Source organism: Prosthecobacter sp., assembly GCF_020439865.1.
GTDB lineage: Bacteria > Verrucomicrobiota > Verrucomicrobiia > Verrucomicrobiales > Verrucomicrobiaceae > Prosthecobacter.
In genome coordinates this window covers 16,273-34,548 of the sequence record NZ_JAGRPF010000127.1, presented here as the reverse complement: position 1 = coordinate 34,548, position 18,276 = coordinate 16,273, and the positions used below count along the sequence as shown (strand labels likewise).

General features: G+C 60.9%; 18 protein-coding genes. 8 read left to right on the top strand and 10 right to left on the bottom strand.

Annotation, left to right across the window (positions count from 1 at the left end; translation table 11 throughout):
* The first annotated feature begins 63 nt into the window (after positions 1-63).
* Together KDL09_RS15075 and KDL09_RS15070 are read left to right on the top strand one after the other, a co-directional pair.
* Positions 64-1,095 (top strand): fibronectin type III domain-containing protein, encoded by a 1,032-nt coding sequence (locus KDL09_RS15075; RefSeq protein WP_294386684.1) that lies wholly within the window; start codon positions 64-66, stop codon positions 1,093-1,095.
* Between the two features lie 126 nt (positions 1,096-1,221).
* Complete coding sequence (locus tag KDL09_RS15070; protein WP_294386681.1) at positions 1,222-1,725, top strand: hypothetical protein; 504 nt, start codon at positions 1,222-1,224, stop codon at positions 1,723-1,725.
* 278 nt (positions 1,726-2,003) lie between these two features.
* On the opposite strand, the gene KDL09_RS15065 is transcribed toward KDL09_RS15070, so the two are convergent.
* Together KDL09_RS15065 and KDL09_RS15060 are read right to left on the bottom strand one after the other, a co-directional pair.
* Positions 2,004-2,834 carry an NAD(P)-dependent oxidoreductase gene (locus KDL09_RS15065; protein ID WP_294386678.1) on the bottom strand — a complete coding sequence of 277 codons (831 nt, stop codon included), beginning with the start codon at positions 2,832-2,834 and terminating at the stop codon, positions 2,004-2,006.
* A gap of 9 nt (positions 2,835-2,843) precedes the next feature.
* Positions 2,844-3,923, bottom strand: a complete 1,080-nt coding sequence (locus KDL09_RS15060) for a peptidylprolyl isomerase (RefSeq protein ID WP_294386673.1) — start codon at positions 3,921-3,923, stop codon at positions 2,844-2,846.
* 141 nt (positions 3,924-4,064) lie between these two features.
* On the opposite strand from KDL09_RS15060, the gene KDL09_RS15055 reads away from it, so the two are divergent.
* The gene (locus KDL09_RS15055; RefSeq protein WP_294386671.1) at positions 4,065-5,045 is read left to right on the top strand and encodes a DUF3500 domain-containing protein; all 981 of its coding nucleotides are present in this window, start codon (positions 4,065-4,067) and stop codon (positions 5,043-5,045) included.
* A gap of 128 nt (positions 5,046-5,173) precedes the next feature.
* Here KDL09_RS15055 and KDL09_RS15050 read toward each other — a convergent pair whose 3' ends face one another.
* The 4 genes from KDL09_RS15050 to KDL09_RS15035 all read right to left on the bottom strand — a co-directional run bounded on the left by KDL09_RS15050 (position 5,174) and on the right by KDL09_RS15035 (position 9,674).
* Positions 5,174-6,556, bottom strand: coding sequence for a PQQ-binding-like beta-propeller repeat protein (locus tag KDL09_RS15050; protein WP_294386669.1), 1,383 nt, complete (start codon positions 6,554-6,556; stop codon positions 5,174-5,176).
* 261 nt (positions 6,557-6,817) lie between these two features.
* Positions 6,818-8,053: a PQQ-binding-like beta-propeller repeat protein gene (locus tag KDL09_RS15045; protein ID WP_294386667.1), complete on the bottom strand. Its 1,236-nt coding sequence runs from the start codon at positions 8,051-8,053 to the stop codon at positions 6,818-6,820.
* A 25-nt stretch (positions 8,054-8,078) separates the two neighbouring features.
* A complete protein-coding gene (locus KDL09_RS15040; RefSeq protein WP_294386664.1) occupies positions 8,079-9,074 on the bottom strand; it encodes a kelch repeat-containing protein in 996 nt (331 codons plus the stop codon).
* Between the two features lie 63 nt (positions 9,075-9,137).
* The gene (locus KDL09_RS15035; protein ID WP_294386662.1) at positions 9,138-9,674 is read right to left on the bottom strand and encodes a DUF2726 domain-containing protein; all 537 of its coding nucleotides are present in this window, start codon (positions 9,672-9,674) and stop codon (positions 9,138-9,140) included.
* Positions 9,675-9,833: 159 nt separating this feature from the next.
* Between KDL09_RS15035 and KDL09_RS15030 the strand changes: the two genes are divergently transcribed.
* A complete protein-coding gene (locus KDL09_RS15030; RefSeq protein WP_294386660.1) occupies positions 9,834-10,373 on the top strand; it encodes a hypothetical protein in 540 nt (179 codons plus the stop codon).
* Between the two features lie 76 nt (positions 10,374-10,449).
* Here KDL09_RS15030 and phoU read toward each other — a convergent pair whose 3' ends face one another.
* Genes phoU through KDL09_RS15015 form a run of 3 tightly spaced genes read right to left on the bottom strand, consistent with a single transcriptional unit; the run spans position 10,450 to position 13,174 of the window.
* A complete protein-coding gene (gene phoU, locus KDL09_RS15025) occupies positions 10,450-11,151 on the bottom strand; it encodes a phosphate signaling complex protein PhoU (RefSeq protein WP_294386657.1) in 702 nt (233 codons plus the stop codon).
* Between the two features lie 30 nt (positions 11,152-11,181).
* Positions 11,182-12,054 (bottom strand): UDP-2,3-diacylglucosamine diphosphatase, encoded by an 873-nt coding sequence (locus KDL09_RS15020; RefSeq protein WP_294386655.1) that lies wholly within the window; start codon positions 12,052-12,054, stop codon positions 11,182-11,184.
* Between the two features lie 4 nt (positions 12,055-12,058).
* On the bottom strand, positions 12,059-13,174 hold the full coding sequence (locus KDL09_RS15015; RefSeq protein WP_294386653.1) for a glycosyltransferase family 1 protein: 1,116 nt from the start codon (positions 13,172-13,174) through the stop codon (positions 12,059-12,061).
* Positions 13,175-13,351: 177 nt separating this feature from the next.
* Here KDL09_RS15015 and KDL09_RS15010 point away from each other — a divergent pair, with 177 nt between their 5' ends.
* The 4 genes from KDL09_RS15010 (at position 13,352) to moaC (ending at position 16,861) form a co-directional block, all read left to right on the top strand.
* A complete protein-coding gene (locus tag KDL09_RS15010; protein ID WP_294386650.1) occupies positions 13,352-14,050 on the top strand; it encodes a response regulator transcription factor in 699 nt (232 codons plus the stop codon).
* A complete protein-coding gene (locus KDL09_RS15005) occupies positions 14,047-15,303 on the top strand; it encodes an ATP-binding protein (RefSeq protein WP_294386647.1) in 1,257 nt (418 codons plus the stop codon). Before KDL09_RS15010 ends, KDL09_RS15005 begins: the two co-directional genes overlap by 4 nt.
* Before the next feature lie 31 nt (positions 15,304-15,334).
* Complete coding sequence (moaA, locus tag KDL09_RS15000; RefSeq protein ID WP_294386644.1) at positions 15,335-16,333, top strand: GTP 3',8-cyclase MoaA; 999 nt, start codon at positions 15,335-15,337, stop codon at positions 16,331-16,333.
* An 81-nt stretch (positions 16,334-16,414) separates the two neighbouring features.
* Entirely contained in the window at positions 16,415-16,861 is a 447-nt protein-coding gene (moaC, locus tag KDL09_RS14995) for a cyclic pyranopterin monophosphate synthase MoaC (protein ID WP_294386642.1), read from the top strand.
* An 89-nt stretch (positions 16,862-16,950) separates the two neighbouring features.
* Here the strand turns inward: moaC and KDL09_RS14990 are convergent, their stop codons facing one another.
* Positions 16,951-18,258 (bottom strand): DUF1501 domain-containing protein, encoded by a 1,308-nt coding sequence (locus tag KDL09_RS14990; protein ID WP_294386639.1) that lies wholly within the window; start codon positions 18,256-18,258, stop codon positions 16,951-16,953.
* Between the last annotated feature and the right edge of the window lie 18 nt (positions 18,259-18,276).

Here is an 18,276-nt window from a genome sequence, read left to right as displayed (position 1 = left end):
GGCAACGCCGGAGCGTTGCCCTCCCCTTCCCCAAACCGCTTCTTCTCCCACTCCTCCCCCGCCATGCCTGACTGGGATTCAGGCACGTGGGACTCCGGCTTCTGGGACGCGCCCGCCGCCCCGCCGATTTTTCCGACCGCACCCAAAACCAAACGCAAGACGAACCGACGCACCATGGCCTCCAACCCAACACCCGACAACGCGGACGTGCTCCGCGCCCTGGCCGACCGCATGGCGGACGGCTGCCACACGCATGAAGCCGCCATCGGCATCCTGCAAAACACCGAGGCGGCGATGCGCGCCGCGATCACCGCCCTGTCCAACGCCGAGACGGACGCGGGTGTGAAGAAGAACGCCGTGAGCACCGCCTACGCCGACCTGCTGGCGGCGGACGAGGCCGGCACCACCACCATCAACAACTGCAAGCTGCGCCTCAAGCAGGTGCTGGGCGAGCGCTGGAGCGCGGCCTGGGAGCCCACCGGTTTCCCCGACCAGTCCACCGGCGTGCCCAGCACGCAGGACAAGCGCTTCACCCTGCTGGACGCCCTGAAGAACTACTTCACCCTCGTCCCGGCCAGCGAGAACGCGGGGATGGGGGCCACCGCCGCCACCTGCACCGCGGCCTGGACCGCCTTCTCCGACGCCCGGCAGGCGGTGAGTGATGCGGAGAGCGCCCAGACGACCGCCTTTGCCACCCGCACCGCGGCCACGGATTCCCTGCGCAAACGGGTGCGCGGCCTGATCAACGAACTGGAAACGCTCATCGCCGATGATGATGCGCGCTGGGAGGCCTTTGGGCTGAACATCCCGGCCAACCCGAGCGCACCGGAACCCGTGACGAGCGTGACCGCCGCCGCGCTGGGCAATGGCCGCATCGAGGTGAGCTACCCTTACGCCACGCGGGCCACCCGCTACAGAATCGAGACCTTCATCACGGGGGTGGATACGGAATGGCAGAACAAGGCCAGCGCGAAGGACCTGGAGGTGATCCTCAAAAACTTCACCGCCGGTCAGGTCGTCAAAGTGCGCGTGACCGCCAGCAACGACGGCGGCGACGCGGCACCGAGCCCGGAGGCGCAGGTCACGGTGACGTGAGGAGGGCACGGCTCCCGCCGTGCCGAAATCGGCAGCGCCGGAGCGCCGCCCTCCCTTCTCTCCAACCAGGAACCAAGAACTAAGAACAATAAACTTTAACCACCGCGACGGAGTCGCGGACTACGTATGTTCGATCCCAACCTCCCCGCCGCGAACTCGCCGAACTCCTCGGCGCAGATGCGCGGCCAGCTCAACGGTCTCAAAGAACTCATCGACGCCATTCAAACCATCGGCAGCGCGACGGTGGACGGTGTGAACACGCTGCCGCCGGGGAGTCCGGCGGCGGTGACGCTCAGCGTCAACAGCGGCACGCTGCATTTCACCTTTGACCTGCCGCAGGGGGACACCGGCGCGACGGGCAGCACCGGGGCGGACGGCAGCGCGGGCCCTCAGGGGCCGGAGGGACCGGCCGGGGCGCAGGGCAACGACGGCCCGCCGGGACCCGAAGGACCGCAGGGGCCGATGGGCGAGATCAGCAACATGGATCTGAGCAATGCCATCAGCGGCACGAGCAGCAACAGCAACGGCGTGGCAACGCTGGGCCTGGTGGCCAGCAGCCCGCCGACACAGAATGAGATGCAGGCGGTGGCCGACAAGCTGGATGAGCTGATCAACGCGCTGAGAAGGTAGGTTTATTGTTCCTTGTTCTTGGTTCTTGGTTCCTTGTTCGCGGTTCTTGGGGCGTAGTCCGCGATTCCATTCGCGGGGATTGAGGAAACAAGGAGGTGGGGTCTCTGACCCCACGAAGATGGGGAACGGAGTTCCCCGCTCCTTGGGAGGGCAGAGTTGCCTGGCTGCGCCATCCCTGCGGGCAGCCTGCGGCTGGCTACCTTCGCTCCGCTTCGGTTCTGCGTCTGCCGAAGTGGGCAACGCCGGAGCGTTGCCCTCCTCGGAGCTGGCAGCCGGGATCACGCGCGCTGTCCGATCACGCTGAAATCGAGATCCCCTTTCCCGGCTTCCACCCCTGCGCGCATCGCGGCGGCGGTGCAGTCGAGGGTGGGTGTGCTGAGCTTCGCCTCGGCGGCGAGTTCACGGGCAAAGTCGGCATCCTTGAGCATGTTGCGCAGGGCAAAGTGCGGATCGAAGTCGCTCTTGATGATCGCGGGCAGCTTCATGCCAATGAGCGAGGAGAAGTTCGCGTTCGACTCGAGCGCTTCCAGCAGGCGTTCCAGCGCGATGCCATTCGCTTTCGTAATATCCGCAGCCTCGGCCACGGCTTCCACGATCACGGCGGAAACGAGATTGGTCACGATCTTGAGCACCATCGCATCGCCAATGCCGCCCAGCGGCAGAATCTTCGCGGCGCTGGCCTCCAGCACCGGCTTCGCACGTTCGAGCATCAAATCGTTGCCGCCGATGTAGTAGCACAGCTTGCCGTTCTGCGCGGCCATCTTGCTGCCGGTGAAGGGTGCATCCAGAAACGAAGCACCCGTGCCTTCCACCAGCTTCGCGGCCTCCAGCGTGGCCTTCTTGCTCACGGTGGCGTGGTTCATCACGAGATGTCCGGCCTTCAGCGCCGGCAGCATGTCATTCAGCGCTTCCAGCAGCGCGGCGCTGTCGCGCACGAAGATTTGAATGATGCCCGCCGCCTCCGCCACTTCACGCGGAGAGGCGAGAAAGTTCGGCACCGCACGTGCGCTGCGGCTCCAGACAAACACCTGATGCCCCGCCTTGCGCAGGTTTTCCGCCACACGACTTCCGATGATGCCGAGACCCAGAATGCCAACGTTTTGCTTCATGCGTGGCACTTAGGGCGCAGGTTCGGCCTGGTCAACCACCTGCGGATGGTAAAACACAAACTGGGTCGGTTTTTGCGACCGCTCCCGCAGTTCGGCGATGAGGCTCCTCACCGCCTCCTCACGCCGCTGGCTCGTCAGCATCGCCATGATTTCATCTGCAGCTTCTTCGAAGGTCGGCAGTCGTGGTTCATGCCGCTCCATCACGATGATCAAATGCCAGCCCAGCTTTGTCAGCACCGGCCCGCTGAATTCTCCGACAGGGAGCTTCTCCACCGCCGACATGAAATCTTCCGGCAGACGTCCGCGGCTGATCCAGCCGAGATCTCCTCCCACCACCTTGCTGCGATCATCGTCCGAATGCTCCGCCGCCAGTTGCGCAAAGGTCTTCTCCTTCGCGATCAACTGCCGGTGAACCTCCCGGATCTCCGCCTCGCGATCCGGTTTGGTTTTGTCATGCCGGGTGAGGAAGATGTGCGCCGCATGGAATGCGCGCGGGATGCGCAGGGTGTCCTTGAACTCGTCATACCACTCCCGCACCTCCTTGGCCGTGATCTCCTTCAATCGATGCGCGATCTTCTCCGCGATCCACGCCTCGTCGAGCTGAGCGTCATAGATGCCCTCGTCGAGAGATTTCTCCGTCTGCTGCTGACCCGCCACTCGTCCGGGAAACTCGGCTCCGTTGGCAAACTGGCGCTTCATCATCTCCGCCTCACGCTTCGCCAGAGAAACCGGCGGCACATGGTCGATCCCGTTCATGATGCGAAACGCGCGGATGATCCGGTCATTCACCAGCGTCTCCAGCGCCAGCCAGCGGGTCTGTTTCCGTGCCTCGGTGCCCAGCGCGGCCCAGGACTCGTTCCGCTTCCACAACTGCTCCCGCATCATCTCCTCCACCTCCAGCCGCGTGATCGGCCTTCCGTAAACCTCTGCGGCAAAGCCTCCTCCCGCTCCTTCTGGCGAGGATCCCCTGCCCGCCATCAACCGCGCATGCAACGGACCCTTGCACGCATACAGGTCCGCCATCAGGTAGCCGGCGGCGATGAAATAGGCGGCAAAGCGCCACGGGAATCCGTGCAGGGAGAATGACATGAATTCGACCAAGCTAGAACAGCCTCTGACGATCACAACAAGGTGCTGCAAAGCAGTCTCCTCCCGGTGCTTCAACGGCGGCCCGAGGCATCCCCGAAATTGCGCTGGTCTTTTTCATTGGGCTCGGAGAAAATGCCTCCCATGAAATCGATCATGCCCCCCTTGGATGGGACATTCCTCAGCCGCCGCGAAATTCTGCGCTCCCTCGGAGCCACTGCGGCATTCGCCGCATTCCCCTCCCTGCGTGCCGCATCGACGAGCAAGGACTCCCTGCCGATGCAGTTCTACAAAAGCCTCACGGAGGAGCAGCGCGGCAAGATCGTCCTGCCGCTCGACCACCCGAAACGCGGCTACGTCAGCAACTGGTGGTACATCTGTCCGGAACAGCGCCTTCACACCTTCTACACGAAGGAGCAGCAGGATCTGGTGCGGCAGATCTTCGAGTCCCTGCATGCTCCCGAGTATCGTGAAAAAATGAACTGGCAGGTGCAGAAGGATCTCATGGGCCAGATCAAGAACACCCCCTCCGTCGGCTTCTTTGGCACACCGGAGGACAAGGACTTTGAGTTCATCTACACCGGCCACCACGTCACCCGCCGCTGCAACGCACTCACCGACTCCGGTCTTGGCTTCGGCGGCCGCCCCATTTTCTACGGCAACTTTGCCAAGGCCTTCCGCGAGGAGAAAGACCACGCTGGCAATCCTTTCTGGTATCAGGGCGTGATCTTCAATGAGTTCGTCAGCGCTCTGGACGGCAAGCAGCAGGAAAAGATCCTCGTCGGCCGCGAACCACGTTCCGAAAAACCCGCCGAAGTGATCGCAAAGCGCAAGACCGACCTCCCCGGCCTCAGCGGTGCCGATCTCAGCAAGGATCAGCAGGTGAAGCTGATTGAAACGATGCGCCGCATGCTCGCCTGCTTCCGCCCCGACGATGTGGCCGTCACGATGAAGACCATCGAGGACAAAAAGATCGTAGAGCGCCTCTTCATCTCCTGTTACGGCGGCCAGTTTGACATCGGCAGTGACAAGGTGTGGGACACCTGGCAGATCGAAGGCCCGGAGATGGTCTGGTACTTCCGTGGCTTCCCCCACATCCACGGATACTTCCATCTGGCGGCGTAAAGCCATTCATGGACGGGGGCGATGCCTCCACGTGTGATCCCTCTGGCCGAAAATGCCAAAAGAGGAAGGATATCCGTCCTTCCTCTTTTGATTCTTTCGGCCCATCGGTTCCGAGATTGCCCCGAGCCTCACTCGGCGCCGCTCTTCTTCCCGACACGATACACCGCCAGTTCCGTGCGGATCAGAAGATCGTTGTCGCACACCGCCATCGAGGCCAGCGTCTTCTCGTTGAGTTCGCTCTTCGCCACCACCTGCAATGTCTTGCCCGGCTTCACCACGGCGGACGCGCCCTTCTCATCGATCGCGTAGATCAGGCCGTCCGCATAAAGCAGCGAGGCGGAGCTGGGGCCGAGCAGGCGTTCTTCAAAGTGTACCGTGTTCGTTTTCGCGTCGCGGCAGGTGAAGAGGCCGTTGTCCGCCAGCATGTAGAGCTCATCGCCGATCACCAGCATGGAGGGATTGTGCGGAACGTACTTCGTCTCCTGCCACACTACGTGGGTGTTCGTCACATCGCCCTTTCCATCCACCTTGATCGCCAGGCCGATCGGTTTGTCATAGCCGGTGCTCATGAAAATCATCCCGTGCGCAAACACCGGCCGCGGCACCACTGAGTAGCCAGTGCCATACATCACATGCCAGATCTCACTGCCGTCCTTCGGGTTCAACGCCTGCACGATCCCGCTGCCTGCACTGATCACCTGCTTCTGACCCGCCACCTCGATGACGAGAGGCGTGCAGAAGGAGAACTTGCTTTTCGCCTCTGTCTCCGGGCGGGCGATCTTCCAACGCGTCTTGCCGGTCGCCTTGTCCAGCGCCACCACGCCCGGATCTTTGCTGCCGTCCGCATCGAAGATGAGCAGATCGTCGACAAGAACCGGACTGCCGCCCGTGCCATGCTGTGGCGGATAAGGGTTCTCCTGCGACGTCCACACGATCTTGCCCGCCTCATCCAAGCAGGTCGTGCCGTGGTGCGAGAAATGCGCATACAAGCGTCCAGCCTCATAGATTACCGAAGGGCTCGCCTGACTGTTCTTCGGGTGCATCTTCAGCGCCGCCGGATCCTTCGCCTCAAACACCGGCGTATCCCACAGCGCCTTTCCCGTTGCCGCATCGAGTGCGATGACATGCAGGCTCACCGGCTTCGGCGGCGGTGGTGGCGCCTTCTTTGCAGGTGCCGGCCGCCTGGAACCATCAGCCTTAGGCGCAACTGCAGCCGGAGGAGGAGCAGGCTCAGGTTTCACCTCCGCTGCGGCAGGATCCACCGGCAGTTCGACAGCGGTCGTGATGAAAATCTTTCCATTGGCGACCACGGGCGACGACCAGCCTTTTCCAGCCACCTCAGAGCGCCACACAATGTTCTTGTCCGGCGCCCACTCCGTCGGCAATCCCTTCGCCGTAGAGAAGCCCTGCGCTGTCGGCCCGCGAAACTCCGGCCAAAGCGATTCAGCGTGAGAGGAGACGGCTGTCAGACAGAGCCCGAGGAAGGAAAGGAAGAGTGCACGAGTCGCCATAAGAGAGCCGAAGGAACGGCCCACCATTCCACAAGCTTTCGACACGCTGAACAGGTTGGCCGAAAAAAGGAAAAGTGCCGAGCCTAAGGTTGGAGGTGGGACAGGCCATGCATCGCTTGGGCAAAGCCCGACCAAGCGGGGAGCGAGCGAACCAACAGAAAAAACTCCGGTCCCTTTTTTGAATCTCTTTGTTTCGTTGATACGCTCTCCACAAATGCCTCCCTTTGGTCGCCTGTGTCGCTTCACTTGGCCCGGCCATCCTCAAGGCTTCGCGAGATCCAGACACACCACCTCGCCTGCGTTGCTGCGACACAGCAGGTGACGACGGGAAATCGCGGGCAGGACCCAGCATTTGCCCTCGAGCACCTGCGCTCGCGACATCACGGTGATGCCGCTTTCCGAGGGCTGGCAGAGCTGCAGTTCGCCAGTGGTGCTCAGCACAACGAGATGACCATCGCTAAGGATCGCAGTGCCCTTGGCCACGTCGGCGGATTCCCACAACGCCTTCCCAGTGGTGAGATCGAGGCAGCGCAGATCGTTCACACCGCGCTTGGAATCGTTGAAGACCATCAGCGCATTCTTTCCCCAAGGCACGCCGGAGTTGTACAGCAGGCCGAGATCGCGCACATTCCACGCGACGGTGAGTGTGGTGCCTTCCAAGCGCAGACCGGTGGAGCCGTCGTTGCCGGTGTGGGAGATGAAGATCGTGCCATCACTGCCGATCATTGGTGTGGCGCAATTGCAGAAGTCTGTGGTCGTGGTCGCGTAGCTGGCGATCACGCTGCCATCCTGCGGATCGAGCACCGCGAGTTCACGGCCTTTGAACATGATCAGCCGCTCCTTGCCGCCGAGCGATGTCATCACCGGCGTCGCATAGCCTGCTTCGCCCTTCCCCTTTGCCCAAAGCGTGTCGCCTGTCGCCGCGTTCAGACACACCGACGATCCCTCATCGCCACCGACATCGAGAAAGAGTTTCCCCTGCCACAGCAGCGGACTGCCTGCGTAGCCGTAGACCGGCCGCTGGCTGTGAAAATCCTTCAGCAGGCTCTTCTGCCACAGCACCTTGCCCGTCGCCGCATCCAGGCAAAACACATCTCCCTCGCGGCTGATGCTGAAGACACGTCCTTCGCCGACACATGGAGTCGAGCTTGGTCCGCCGGGCACGATGGGCATCATGTGCGCGGCGCTCTTGCACGGATAATCATGACGCCACACGACCTTTCCGTCCGCGAGATCAAAGCACCAGATCGTGTCCTGATTTTCACCGTCGTTGCCCGCCGTAAAAACGCGCCCGTCCACGACCGCGAAGGATGCCATGCCCGCGCCCACCTGCGTGCGCCAGACCACCTTGGGACCGTCCTTCGGCCAGGCTTTCTCCCAGCCTTCTTCCGTCGTGGTGTTGTTGCGTGCCGGACCATGGAACTGCGGCCAGTCTTCCGCCACGACCTGACCACTCATCAGCGCCATCAGGATCAAAGCGAACAACATGCGAATCATGGCGGTAGAGTTTCAGGTTTCTGGTTCAATGCTCGACGGTCACGATCTCCACATCGTCCATCGGCTTGCCACCGCTGGTGCCGCCGATCGCCATCAAGTGGGTGTCATTCAAAGGAATGAGCTGATGAAAGTAACGCGATTTCACGAGCTTTCCGCATTCCGTCCATGCCTTCGCATCCGTGCCGATGCGGTAAACCTTCCCGCCTTCCGGACTCACATAGAGATTCCCCCCAACGACGCAGGCGGCGCAACCAAAGCCCATCGCACGATCCTTCTCGCCGACCGGCGGCGCACTGCTCCACTGCTGCGTCTTCGGGTCGTAGATGTCCACCGCCGAGGACAGTTCGTTGTCCTCCGTCATCCCGCCGATGCACCAAAGCTTCCCGCCAAACACCACCGCCGCGAGCGCGCGCCTTGTCCAAGGTTGTGGCAGCGTCTTCCAACCCGTTTCGGGCTTGGTCAGATCCAGCACCACCATTGTGTTGTGCCACTTCTTCGTCTTCGGCGCGTCAGGTGCAGGCTTTGGCGTGCCCACCTTGAGCGGCCAGCCGCCCACCGCGTAGAGTTCGTCACCCATCACCGCCAGCGCATGGCTTGATCGCGGCTCCGGCAGCGCTGGCAGTTTCGTCCAGGCTTTTGTCTTCGGATCAAACATCGCCACATGGTCCAGCGACATCAGCTTCTGCTCGGCTCCTGGAGCGTTTTGCGGCTGCATCCCGCCCACGAGGATCAGCTTGTCCTGCCACGCCACGATACCCGGACTCTGCACCGGAACATCTCCGGGCAAAACCTCCCATGCATCCTGCTTCGTCAGCGACATGCGCCACAGCGCTCCGCTCACCGTCTCAGTCGAGTAAGCATGCGCCGTCCCCATGTGACCACCGTAGACATAGACGCTTCTGTCGCACACCGCCGCGCCAAAACTCGTCACTGCCTTGGGCAGCGGCGGCGGCGCGCCCCACAACCGCACGGACCACGACGACAGCAACAACGACAGCACAATCAGAGCACACCGGTTCATGCCCCCGAGTATCCCCGGCCATCGCCTGCCCGCAAGCCTCGCTTGACCCAAGTCCCCATACGTTCACGCCGCTTCGGAGGCCCGGACGTGAGATTTGCCCATGAGGCGGTCGATGAAGCGGCGTCTGGGTTTGGGCAGAGGAGGAGGCATGCCCGTCTCGAGGATGGCCCAGCGGTGGTTCCAGGCTCTCGTGAGGGTTGCGACAAGCTCCTCGAGCTGCCCGAGCTCATAGACGGGAAGACGCAGCAGAGGGACGCCCGTGGCTGCGAAGAGTTCGTTCTTGAAAATGTCATTCTTGAACGCCTTGGCGTCGCCATGACTGGGGTCATCCACCTCGATGCCGACCATGGGCATCCAGTCGTCCGCGCGACAGATCAGAAAATCGACGTGCTTCTGGCTGATCCTCTGAAACGCGCCCGGGACCTTGGGATGCTGGAAGACATCCGCCAGGCGGGGCTTTACCTGAATGTGGCAACGCCCCTGGGTGATCTGAAACAGGCACTCAAAAAAGCGCGCCTCCGTTTCGGTGAGCAGGGGCTTCGAAGCATAAGGATGCTTGAAGCGCAGACGCATGTCGGGATCAGGAGCAATGAGCTGCATAGCAGGCGAAGTGTTATTATGGTAATTCTAAAGCAGTGACCCAGCCAACGTGCAAGCACTGCTTCGCTTTCCCCTCCGGCAGCAAAAAGAATTGCCGGTTGTTTCGAATGCAGGGCGGTCTAGCATCAGCCGATTCTTCACCCAACCTTGCGACCTCCTGTGACCAAACGTCTTTCTTTGCTCCTGCTCTCCTGCCTCCTGCTGGCCCATTGTTCCACCCCACCGATGTTGGCACACATGAGAGCGCCCGGCGGCGTGAAAGTCATCTCGCCCGACATGGCCGTGACGTTGCCCGATGGATGGCGGGAGCTGGAGACTCCGCCTTCTAAGACCCTCTTGGCGGCAGATGACGCCAACGGGACACTGCATTTGGTAATCGCGGGTCCGCTTGGAGCCTCCGACGGCGCCTCAAAGGACGTGCTGGTGGCGAACACCGCCTATCAAAAGGGCATTCAACGAACGTTGCTGGAGGGCCAGTTCAGCAAGATCGAACGAAGCGGAATGGTCCAGGTGGCAGGCACGAACGCCTATCGCTGCGAAGCAACAAATCGGGACGCCTCAAGGTCGATCCTGCAAGTCCATGTGCCCCAACGGCAAAGCCTTTGGGTCCTGACCTTCTACTCTTCCGGACAGGCCGTGGGAAAGAGCGCCGCTGTGAACAAGATTCTCGGCTCATTCCAACTGGCGCCGAGAGGCTGAAGAAACGGGTGTTGTTTCGGCAAAGCAACGGATCCTTCTGATCCCACAGGCTGGCAGCCTGTTTCACAAACCAGCGTCACGCCTCAGGGATCGAAGCCGCTTCGGCGCGCTTGTCCTTGCTGAAGCGAATGTCCTCTGCGCGTTCGATGAAGATGGTGTCTTCGCAGATGTTCTTGGCGTGATCGCCCACGCGCTCCAGAAAGCGGGCAACGAAGATGAGATGGATGTAGCCTTCGAGTTCTGCGTGGTGGGACTCCATAACGGAGATCAACTCGCGATCGAGAGCTTTTTCAGCCGCGTCGAGCTCTTTGTCGAGCAGACGCGCGGCGGAGGCTGCTTCGGGGTCGGCTTTGATAAAAGCCTGAATGCTGGCGTCGAGATTGCGGTCGCAGAGTGAATAAACGGGCTGAATAAGCTTCACCTCGGCGAATTCGGGGAGGTTGTTGATGAAGCGCGCACGTTTGGCGATGCTGGAAGCCTGGTCAGCGATACGCTCGAGATTGTTGGCGACGCGGATGGTGCCCATCACTTGGCGAAGATCATGCGCGGTGGGCTGGAACTTGACGAGGATCTGCATGCCAAGCTTGTCCACGGCCTTTTCGAGTTCGTTGACATCCTGGTCCGCGGCGATGGCGGCGTTGCACAGGTCGGTGTCACGCTCCAGCAGGCCGCGCATGGCGCTGGCGAGGTTTTTACGCGCCATGCTGGCCATGGCGAGGACATCGCCACGGAGCTTTTCAAGCGAGTGATTGAAGGATGAGAGGATATGCTCTTGCATGAAGTAGAATGCCCCAATGTGACAGTTTTGCTACATTGCAACTACAGAAGATTTCGGCGGCGCTTCTTCTGCACCGTCGTCCGGATCAGAGATGGCTCCTTTGGGATCGCGGTGGGTACGTTCACAAAATTCAGGATAGCCGATGATCTGGAAGCTGCCGTCGAAGTTTTCCACGATGGCGGTCATGGACTCGACCCAGTCCCCGGAGTTGAGGTAGTGGGTGTCGCCGATGATCTTGTTGTCGGCCTTGTGGATGTGTCCGCAGATGATGCCCTTGCAGTGGCGCTGTTTGGCGAGGTTTTGCAACTGCTCCTCATACTTGCCGACGGCGCCGACGGCGGATTTCACCTTCTGCTTCACCCAGGCGCTGAAGGAGAAGGGCTCCTTGCCACGGAGCTGACGGTAGCCGTTGTAGAGGCGGTTGATGCGCAGGAGGAAGTTGTAGCCGAAACCACCCAGCTTGGCGAGCCACGCGTGGTTGGTGCTGACGGCGTCGAAGCCGTCGCCATGGACAACGAGATAGTTTCCGGAAGGTGTGTGGTGGATGTGTTCGTCGGTGATGACGAAATGCTCGAACTGGATGGGGATGAAGCGGTCGAGCACGTCGTCGTGATTGCCACGCAGATAGACGATCTCGGTGTTCTCCTTTTCCATCTTGCGCAGGACGGTGCGAATGAAGTTGGTGTGGCTCTTGTTCCATCCGCCGAGCCGGCGCAGGTGCCAGGCGTCGATGATGTCACCGTTGAGCACGAGTTTATCACAAAGGCAGTGACGGATGAAGTGGGAGGCCTGCGCGGCCTTGCTGTCCGGCATGCCGAGATGCACGTCGGAGATGAAGATGGTCTTGAAACGCAGCTTCGATTTCCCGGTTTCGGGATTCAGGACTGGGGAATCATCGTTCATGGTTTCAGACCAGTGACGCAGGCATTACGGATGCCAGTTCGTGCTCAAACTGCTCGATGACGCGCTCCCAGCCAAGGTCAAATGCGGTCTGACGCGCTGCGAAGCGGAGATCGTTGTTCTGCCAGGCGGCCGCGGCGGCGCGAGTCTGCGCGAGAAACGCGGCCTCTTCATCGAAGGGAGCCAGCCAGCCGTTTTCTCCGGAACGAATCAGCAAACGCGGAGCGGCATAGTCGTAGGCCACAACGCCCAGCCCGGCGGACATGGCCTCCAAGACAACATTGCCGAAGGTTTCCGTGATGCTGGGAAAGAGAAACACGTCTCCTGAGGCATAATGTGTCGCAAGATCCTCCCCTGTGCGGGCACCGGCATAATGAAAGTCCGGGCGCTCCTGCTTGAGAGATTCGAGACGCGGTCCATCGCCGACAATGACCATGCGCGCGGCCGGTTGATTCTCTCGAAATACATCGAAGGCGCGCACCACGAGTTCCAGATTCTTCTCCGCCGCGACCCGGCCCACATAGATGGCCACGGGGGTGGAATCATCAGCCCCCCAGCTTTTCCGCAGAACCGGGTCCCGCCGGATGGGATCAAACAGTTCGGTATCCACACCGCGTCCCAGAACGCCGACATTTTGAATGCCCCAGCGCTCCAATGTATTGGCGGTGTCACTGGAAGGCGTCAGAGTGCGAGCCGTCTGGTTATGGATCGCTCGCAGCACGCCTTGGGCCACCGTTTCCATTCCGGGGAGATGGTAGTCTTCGAGATAGTTCTGAAAATTGGTATGAAACCCGGAGATGACGGGAATCTCGCGCTTCCCCGCCGCGCGGATGGCAGAAATGCCCATGAGCGTTTCAGTGGCCAAGTAGAGAACGTCCGGCCGGAAACGGCCAAAAATCTCCAGCATCTGCCGAATGGAGGCAAAACCAAAGCGAAGCCCCGGATAACCCGGCAAGGGCATGGAATGCATCACGTGACGTTTCAAACCATCCGCCGACTCGACCGTGGTGACCACCTGAACCGCATGCCCCCGGCGCTCGAGCCCCACACCGAGGGTGTTAAGCGTACGCGCCACGCCATTGATGTCTGGCGGATACGTGTCAGTGACGATGAGGACCCTCATGATGGGAGAAAGTGGACTGGACTCTGATCAAGCGCACGCACGAAACCTCTCCAAGTTGGGCCTCGTGACGAATCTGTCACGCAGGCAAAATTTCATCGCGGCAGGAACATTTCCATGTGACAGCTTCGTCACCATCATGAATTTGCCCCAGACACTGCCAGACCGGAAAACCCCATCATGAGCAAGATACTGATCGTCGAGGATGAGTCGGATATCGCGGAATTGATCGCCCTGCACCTCACCCGCGAGGGCCATGAGCCCATCTGCGTGGCCAACGGACTGCGGGCGATGCCGATCGCCCTCGAACAGCAGCCGGAGCTCATCGTGCTGGACCTGATGCTGCCAGGACTCGACGGCCTCCAGATCTTCAAACGCCTGCGCGCGGACACGCGCACCTCCACCATCCCTGTGATCTTCCTCACCGCCAAGGGGCAGGTCACGGACAAGATCGCCGGGCTGGAACTCGGAGCGGATGACTATCTCACCAAGCCTTTCAGCCCGCGTGAGCTCTACCTGCGCATCAGCGCCGTGCTGCGCCGTGTGAAGAAAGTGACGCACGTGTCGGAGCTTCAGCGAGGACGCTTCATGCTGGACCGCAAGAACATGAAGCTCTTTCTGGACGGCACACCGCTGGATCTGACCACCATCGAGTTCAAGCTCCTGACCACCTTGATGGAAAACGACACCGCCGTGCACAGCCGGGCCGACCTGCTTCGCGATGTCTGGGGCTACAACAGCGATGTGGCCACCCGGACGCTCGACACCCATATCAAGCGCCTGCGAGAAAAACTCGGTGCGGCCGGCGAACATATCGTCACCATTCGAGGCACCGGCTTCCAGTTCCAGACGGAGCTCGCCGCTTCTCAGCCTGCATGACCACACTTTGCATCGTCCTGTCCCTGCTGCTGGTCATCAGCATTTTCCATCACACGCGGTGCGAGCTGCGATGGAGGGAACGCTGGGAGGGCGTCGCCAAGGCCATCGGCATGCGGGCACGTGATGCCAGCCAGCTTCACGCCCAGGCGAGCGCCCTGTTTGTGGCCCGCCAGGAAGCAGAGCATCAGGCGGAGCAGCGCCGCGTCTTCGAAACCCTGCTTGATGAGATCAGCCAGGGCCTTGTGCTGGTGGATGAGCACCTGCGTGTGCGCTATGCAAATCAGCCGCTGAAAAGACTGCTTCATCATGCGGAGACCCGGCCCGGACGCGCCTTGATCGAGGTCGTACGCGATCATCAGATCACCGATCTGGTGCAGGAGGCGATCACGGAGAAACAACCCATGACCAAACGCATCCAGATGCTCCCGTCTGATGTGGGTGCTGGCACCGATCTCAGCGGACGCCACTTTCTCATTGAATCAGCACCGCTGGCAGCGACCTCGGGCGGAGGAGCCTGGCTCATGATCCAGGATGTGACTGACGCGGCCATGACCGAGCAGATTCGCCGGGATTTCGTCGCCAACGCGTCGCATGAACTGCGCACGCCGCTCACGCTCATCAACGGCTACATCGAAATGCTGCAGGAGGACGCAGCCAAGGCTCCCGCCTCGATGAAGCGCAGCCTCGATGTGATGGAGAAACACGGCAAGAGGATCGCACGCATCATCGAGGACATGCTCGCCATCTCACGGCTGGAGGACGCCGGAAGCGGACTGAACAAGGAGCCGTTCGACGTCCAGGCCTGTGCCCAGGATGCCGCCGACCACCTGGCGCCGATGCTCGAAGGCCGCGACGCACGCATCGAGTACGACTTTCCCGAGGATGGCGGCCAGCTCATCGGTGACCGTTTTTACTGGGACCAAGTCTTCACCAATCTCATCGAAAACTCCATCAAGGAGAACAACCGGCCCGGCCTGGTCATCCGGGTCTCTGGTGAGTGGCAGGACAACACCTGTATCCTCAAGGTCAGCGACAACGGCATCGGAATCCCGGCGCACGACCTGCCCTTCGTCTTCAAACGCTTCTACCGGGGCAACAAGCACCACTCCTCGCAGATCAAAGGCACCGGCCTCGGACTCTCCATTGTCAAACGGGCTGTCGAAGCACACGGAGGCACGGTGGAACTGACGAGTTCTCCGGGAATTGAAACCGTATTCACCATGCGCCTGCCGCTTCAGCATACCAAGGCTTGAGCCGGAGCACAGACTGTGGTTTAGGATGGAAGTGGAAGACCTTTTTGGCCATCGCATCTCCTACCTGCGCGTCTCCGTCACCGACCGGTGCAACGAACGCTGCCGTTACTGCATGCCCGAGGAGGAGCAGGCCTGGTTCGCCAAGGAAGACACCCTCAGCTACGACGAGATGCTGCGCATTGTGCGCGTTGGGGCTTCGCTCGGGATCAAAAAGATCCGTGTTACTGGCGGCGAACCCCTCACCCGCCCCGACGTGGATGAGTTCTGCGCCAATCTCGCGCAGATTCCCGGCATCGAAGACATCGGCATCTCCACCAACGGCACCCTGCTCGCCAAAACCGACGAGGGAATCACGATGGCCGAACGCCTTGTCAAAGCCGGGGTCCGCACGGCGAACATCTCGCTCGATTCTCTCGACCGGGAGGTCTATCAGCGCACCACAGGCCGTGACCTCCTGCCACGTGTGATCGAAGGTGTCGATGCCGCCATTGCAGCCGGGTTTCAGGCGATCAAGCTCAACTGCGTCCTCATGAAGGGGCAGACCGAGCGCGAAATGCCCGCGCTCATCCAGTTCGCCCGCGACAAGAACGCCCTGCTGCGCTTCATCGAGCTTATGCCTGTCAGCACCCAGGAGGTTTTGAGCGATGACACCTTCCTGCCGATTGCCACCGCCAGGAAACTCGTCGAGCAGACCACGGGCCCTCTAACACCCCTGCCAGAGTTTCGCACCAACGGCCCGGCCGCGTATCATCTCATCCCCGACACTGGTCAGAAGATCGGATTCATCGGTGCGATGACGAATCTCCACTTCTGTGAGAGCTGCGACAAACTGCGCCTTACTTGTGACGGCAAGCTGCGTCCCTGCCTCGGCAGTTTCCTGGAGTTTGATCTGCGCAGTGTTTTGCGGGGCGGATGCGACGATGCCGAACTGGCCGCCTTTTTCCAAAACGTGGTCGCCCGCAAGCCCAAGGAGCACGACTTCCGTCACAACTACCAGCCCAACCGCCGCATGATTGCGATCGGAGGGTGAAAATGGCTATGCGTTACGAGTTATGGGCTATGACACGCGACACACAGAGCTCATCACCTCTAACACCTGACTTTTTCGTTCATGCCCAAACTCACCCATATAAACCGTCAAGGCGCAGCCTCCATGGTCGATGTCTCGACCAAACCTGCTGTGAGACGCGAAGCCGTCGCCGAGGGCCGGATCGTGCTTCAACCGGCCACGCTTTCTCTGATTCGAAAGAACCAGGTTAAGAAAGGTGACGTCCTCAGCATCGCCCGCATTGCGGCCATTCAGGCCGCGAAACAGACGCAGCACCTGATTCCCCTCTGCCATCAGATCCCGCTCAGCAAGGTGCAGATCGAGTTCGAACTGCATGCGAAGGCCGTCCACATCACTGCCACCGCGCTGACCGTGGCACCAACAGGCGTCGAGATGGAAGCCCTTACGGCCGTGAGCGTCGCGGCGCTTACGATCTATGACATGTGCAAGGCGGCCGACAAAAAGATGCGCATCGAGGGCGTCCGGCTCGTGAGCAAGACAAAGGGGTGAATTCGTTTCACTGCCTTCCAGACCCACAAAAAAACACGCGACGCTGGTGAGGCGTCGCGTGCGTGTAATGAAGCGAGATCGGCCGTCGCTTAAGCGAAGAGATCAGTGACCGGCTGGCCCTTGTCCGCAATTGTGAACGGACGCTTGCTGGGGCTGTAGATGACGTGGTCGAGCGGCAGGCCAAGGGCGTAGGCGATCGAGGCGTTGAAGTCCTGGATCTTGACCTTGTTCTCGACGACTTCGCGACCTTCCTTGTCGGTCTTGCCGTAGGTGTAGCCACCTTTGACACCACCGCCGAACATGACGGCGGAGAAGGCCTTCGGATAGTGATCGCGTCCGGCGTTCTGGTTAATGTCCGGCGTGCGTCCGAACTCCGAGGTCAGCACAATGAGGGTGTCCTCAAGCAGTCCGCGGTTATGAAGGTCGGAGATGAGGGTGGCGAGGCCCTTGTCGAGCGTTTCGCAACGTTCCGGAACGGCGACGAAGTTGGCGTTGTGCGTGTCCCAGCCACCGAGGGAAACTTCGACGAAACGCACACCGCGCTCCACGAGACGACGGGCAAGCAGGCAGCCCTGACCGAATGCTTCCTTGCCGTAGGCGGCACGGAGTTCACCCGGCTCTTCGCTGAGGTCGAATGCCTTGAGGTCCTCAGACTTCATCATGGCCATCGCATCATCGTACATGTCGGCGTAGGCGTTGACGTTGCGATGAGGGAAGGTCTTGTGGAAGTCTTTGTCGAGTTCATCGGCGAGCTTCATGCGGGCCATGAACTTGTCCTCAGGCACATTGTTCTTGATGTTCTTGAGGCCGTTTTCCGGATTGCTGACAAACAACGGGGCCTGGGCGGCGGGGAAGAAACCGGCACCGGGGTGACGGCTGTCATTGCCAACGAAAACGAAGTTCGGCAGAGTGCTGTTGCCGCCACCTTGGAAGACGTTCAGCCAGGCGCCCATGGCAGGATGACGGATGGTGCCACGCAGCTCGTAGCTGGTGTGCATCATGTAGTTACCCTGCTCGTGCGCCCCCTGAGTGGAGGAAAGCGAATTGATGACCGTGCCATGATGCATCTGCTGCGCCGTAAGGGGCAAATACTCGGAAATGCGCACACCGTCCGCGCTGGTCTTGATCGGCTTGGTCGGGCCGGCAGTTTCGACGCCCACCTTCGGATCCCAGGTGTCCATGTGCGACTGACCGCCACCCATGTAGAGGTAGATCACGTTCTTGGCCGTGGCCGCCTGCTTGAGCTTCGACGAGCCTTCAAAGGCTGCGAAGGACTTGCTGGTGAGCGAGTTGCCAAGCAACCCCACGCCGAGCAGCGATGAGGCAGTCTTGGCGGCGAAGTCGCGACGGCTGATTTCACCGGAGCGGAGGAGTTTGGAGGCGAGTTCCTGTTTCATGGGAGGTGCGCGTGTTGT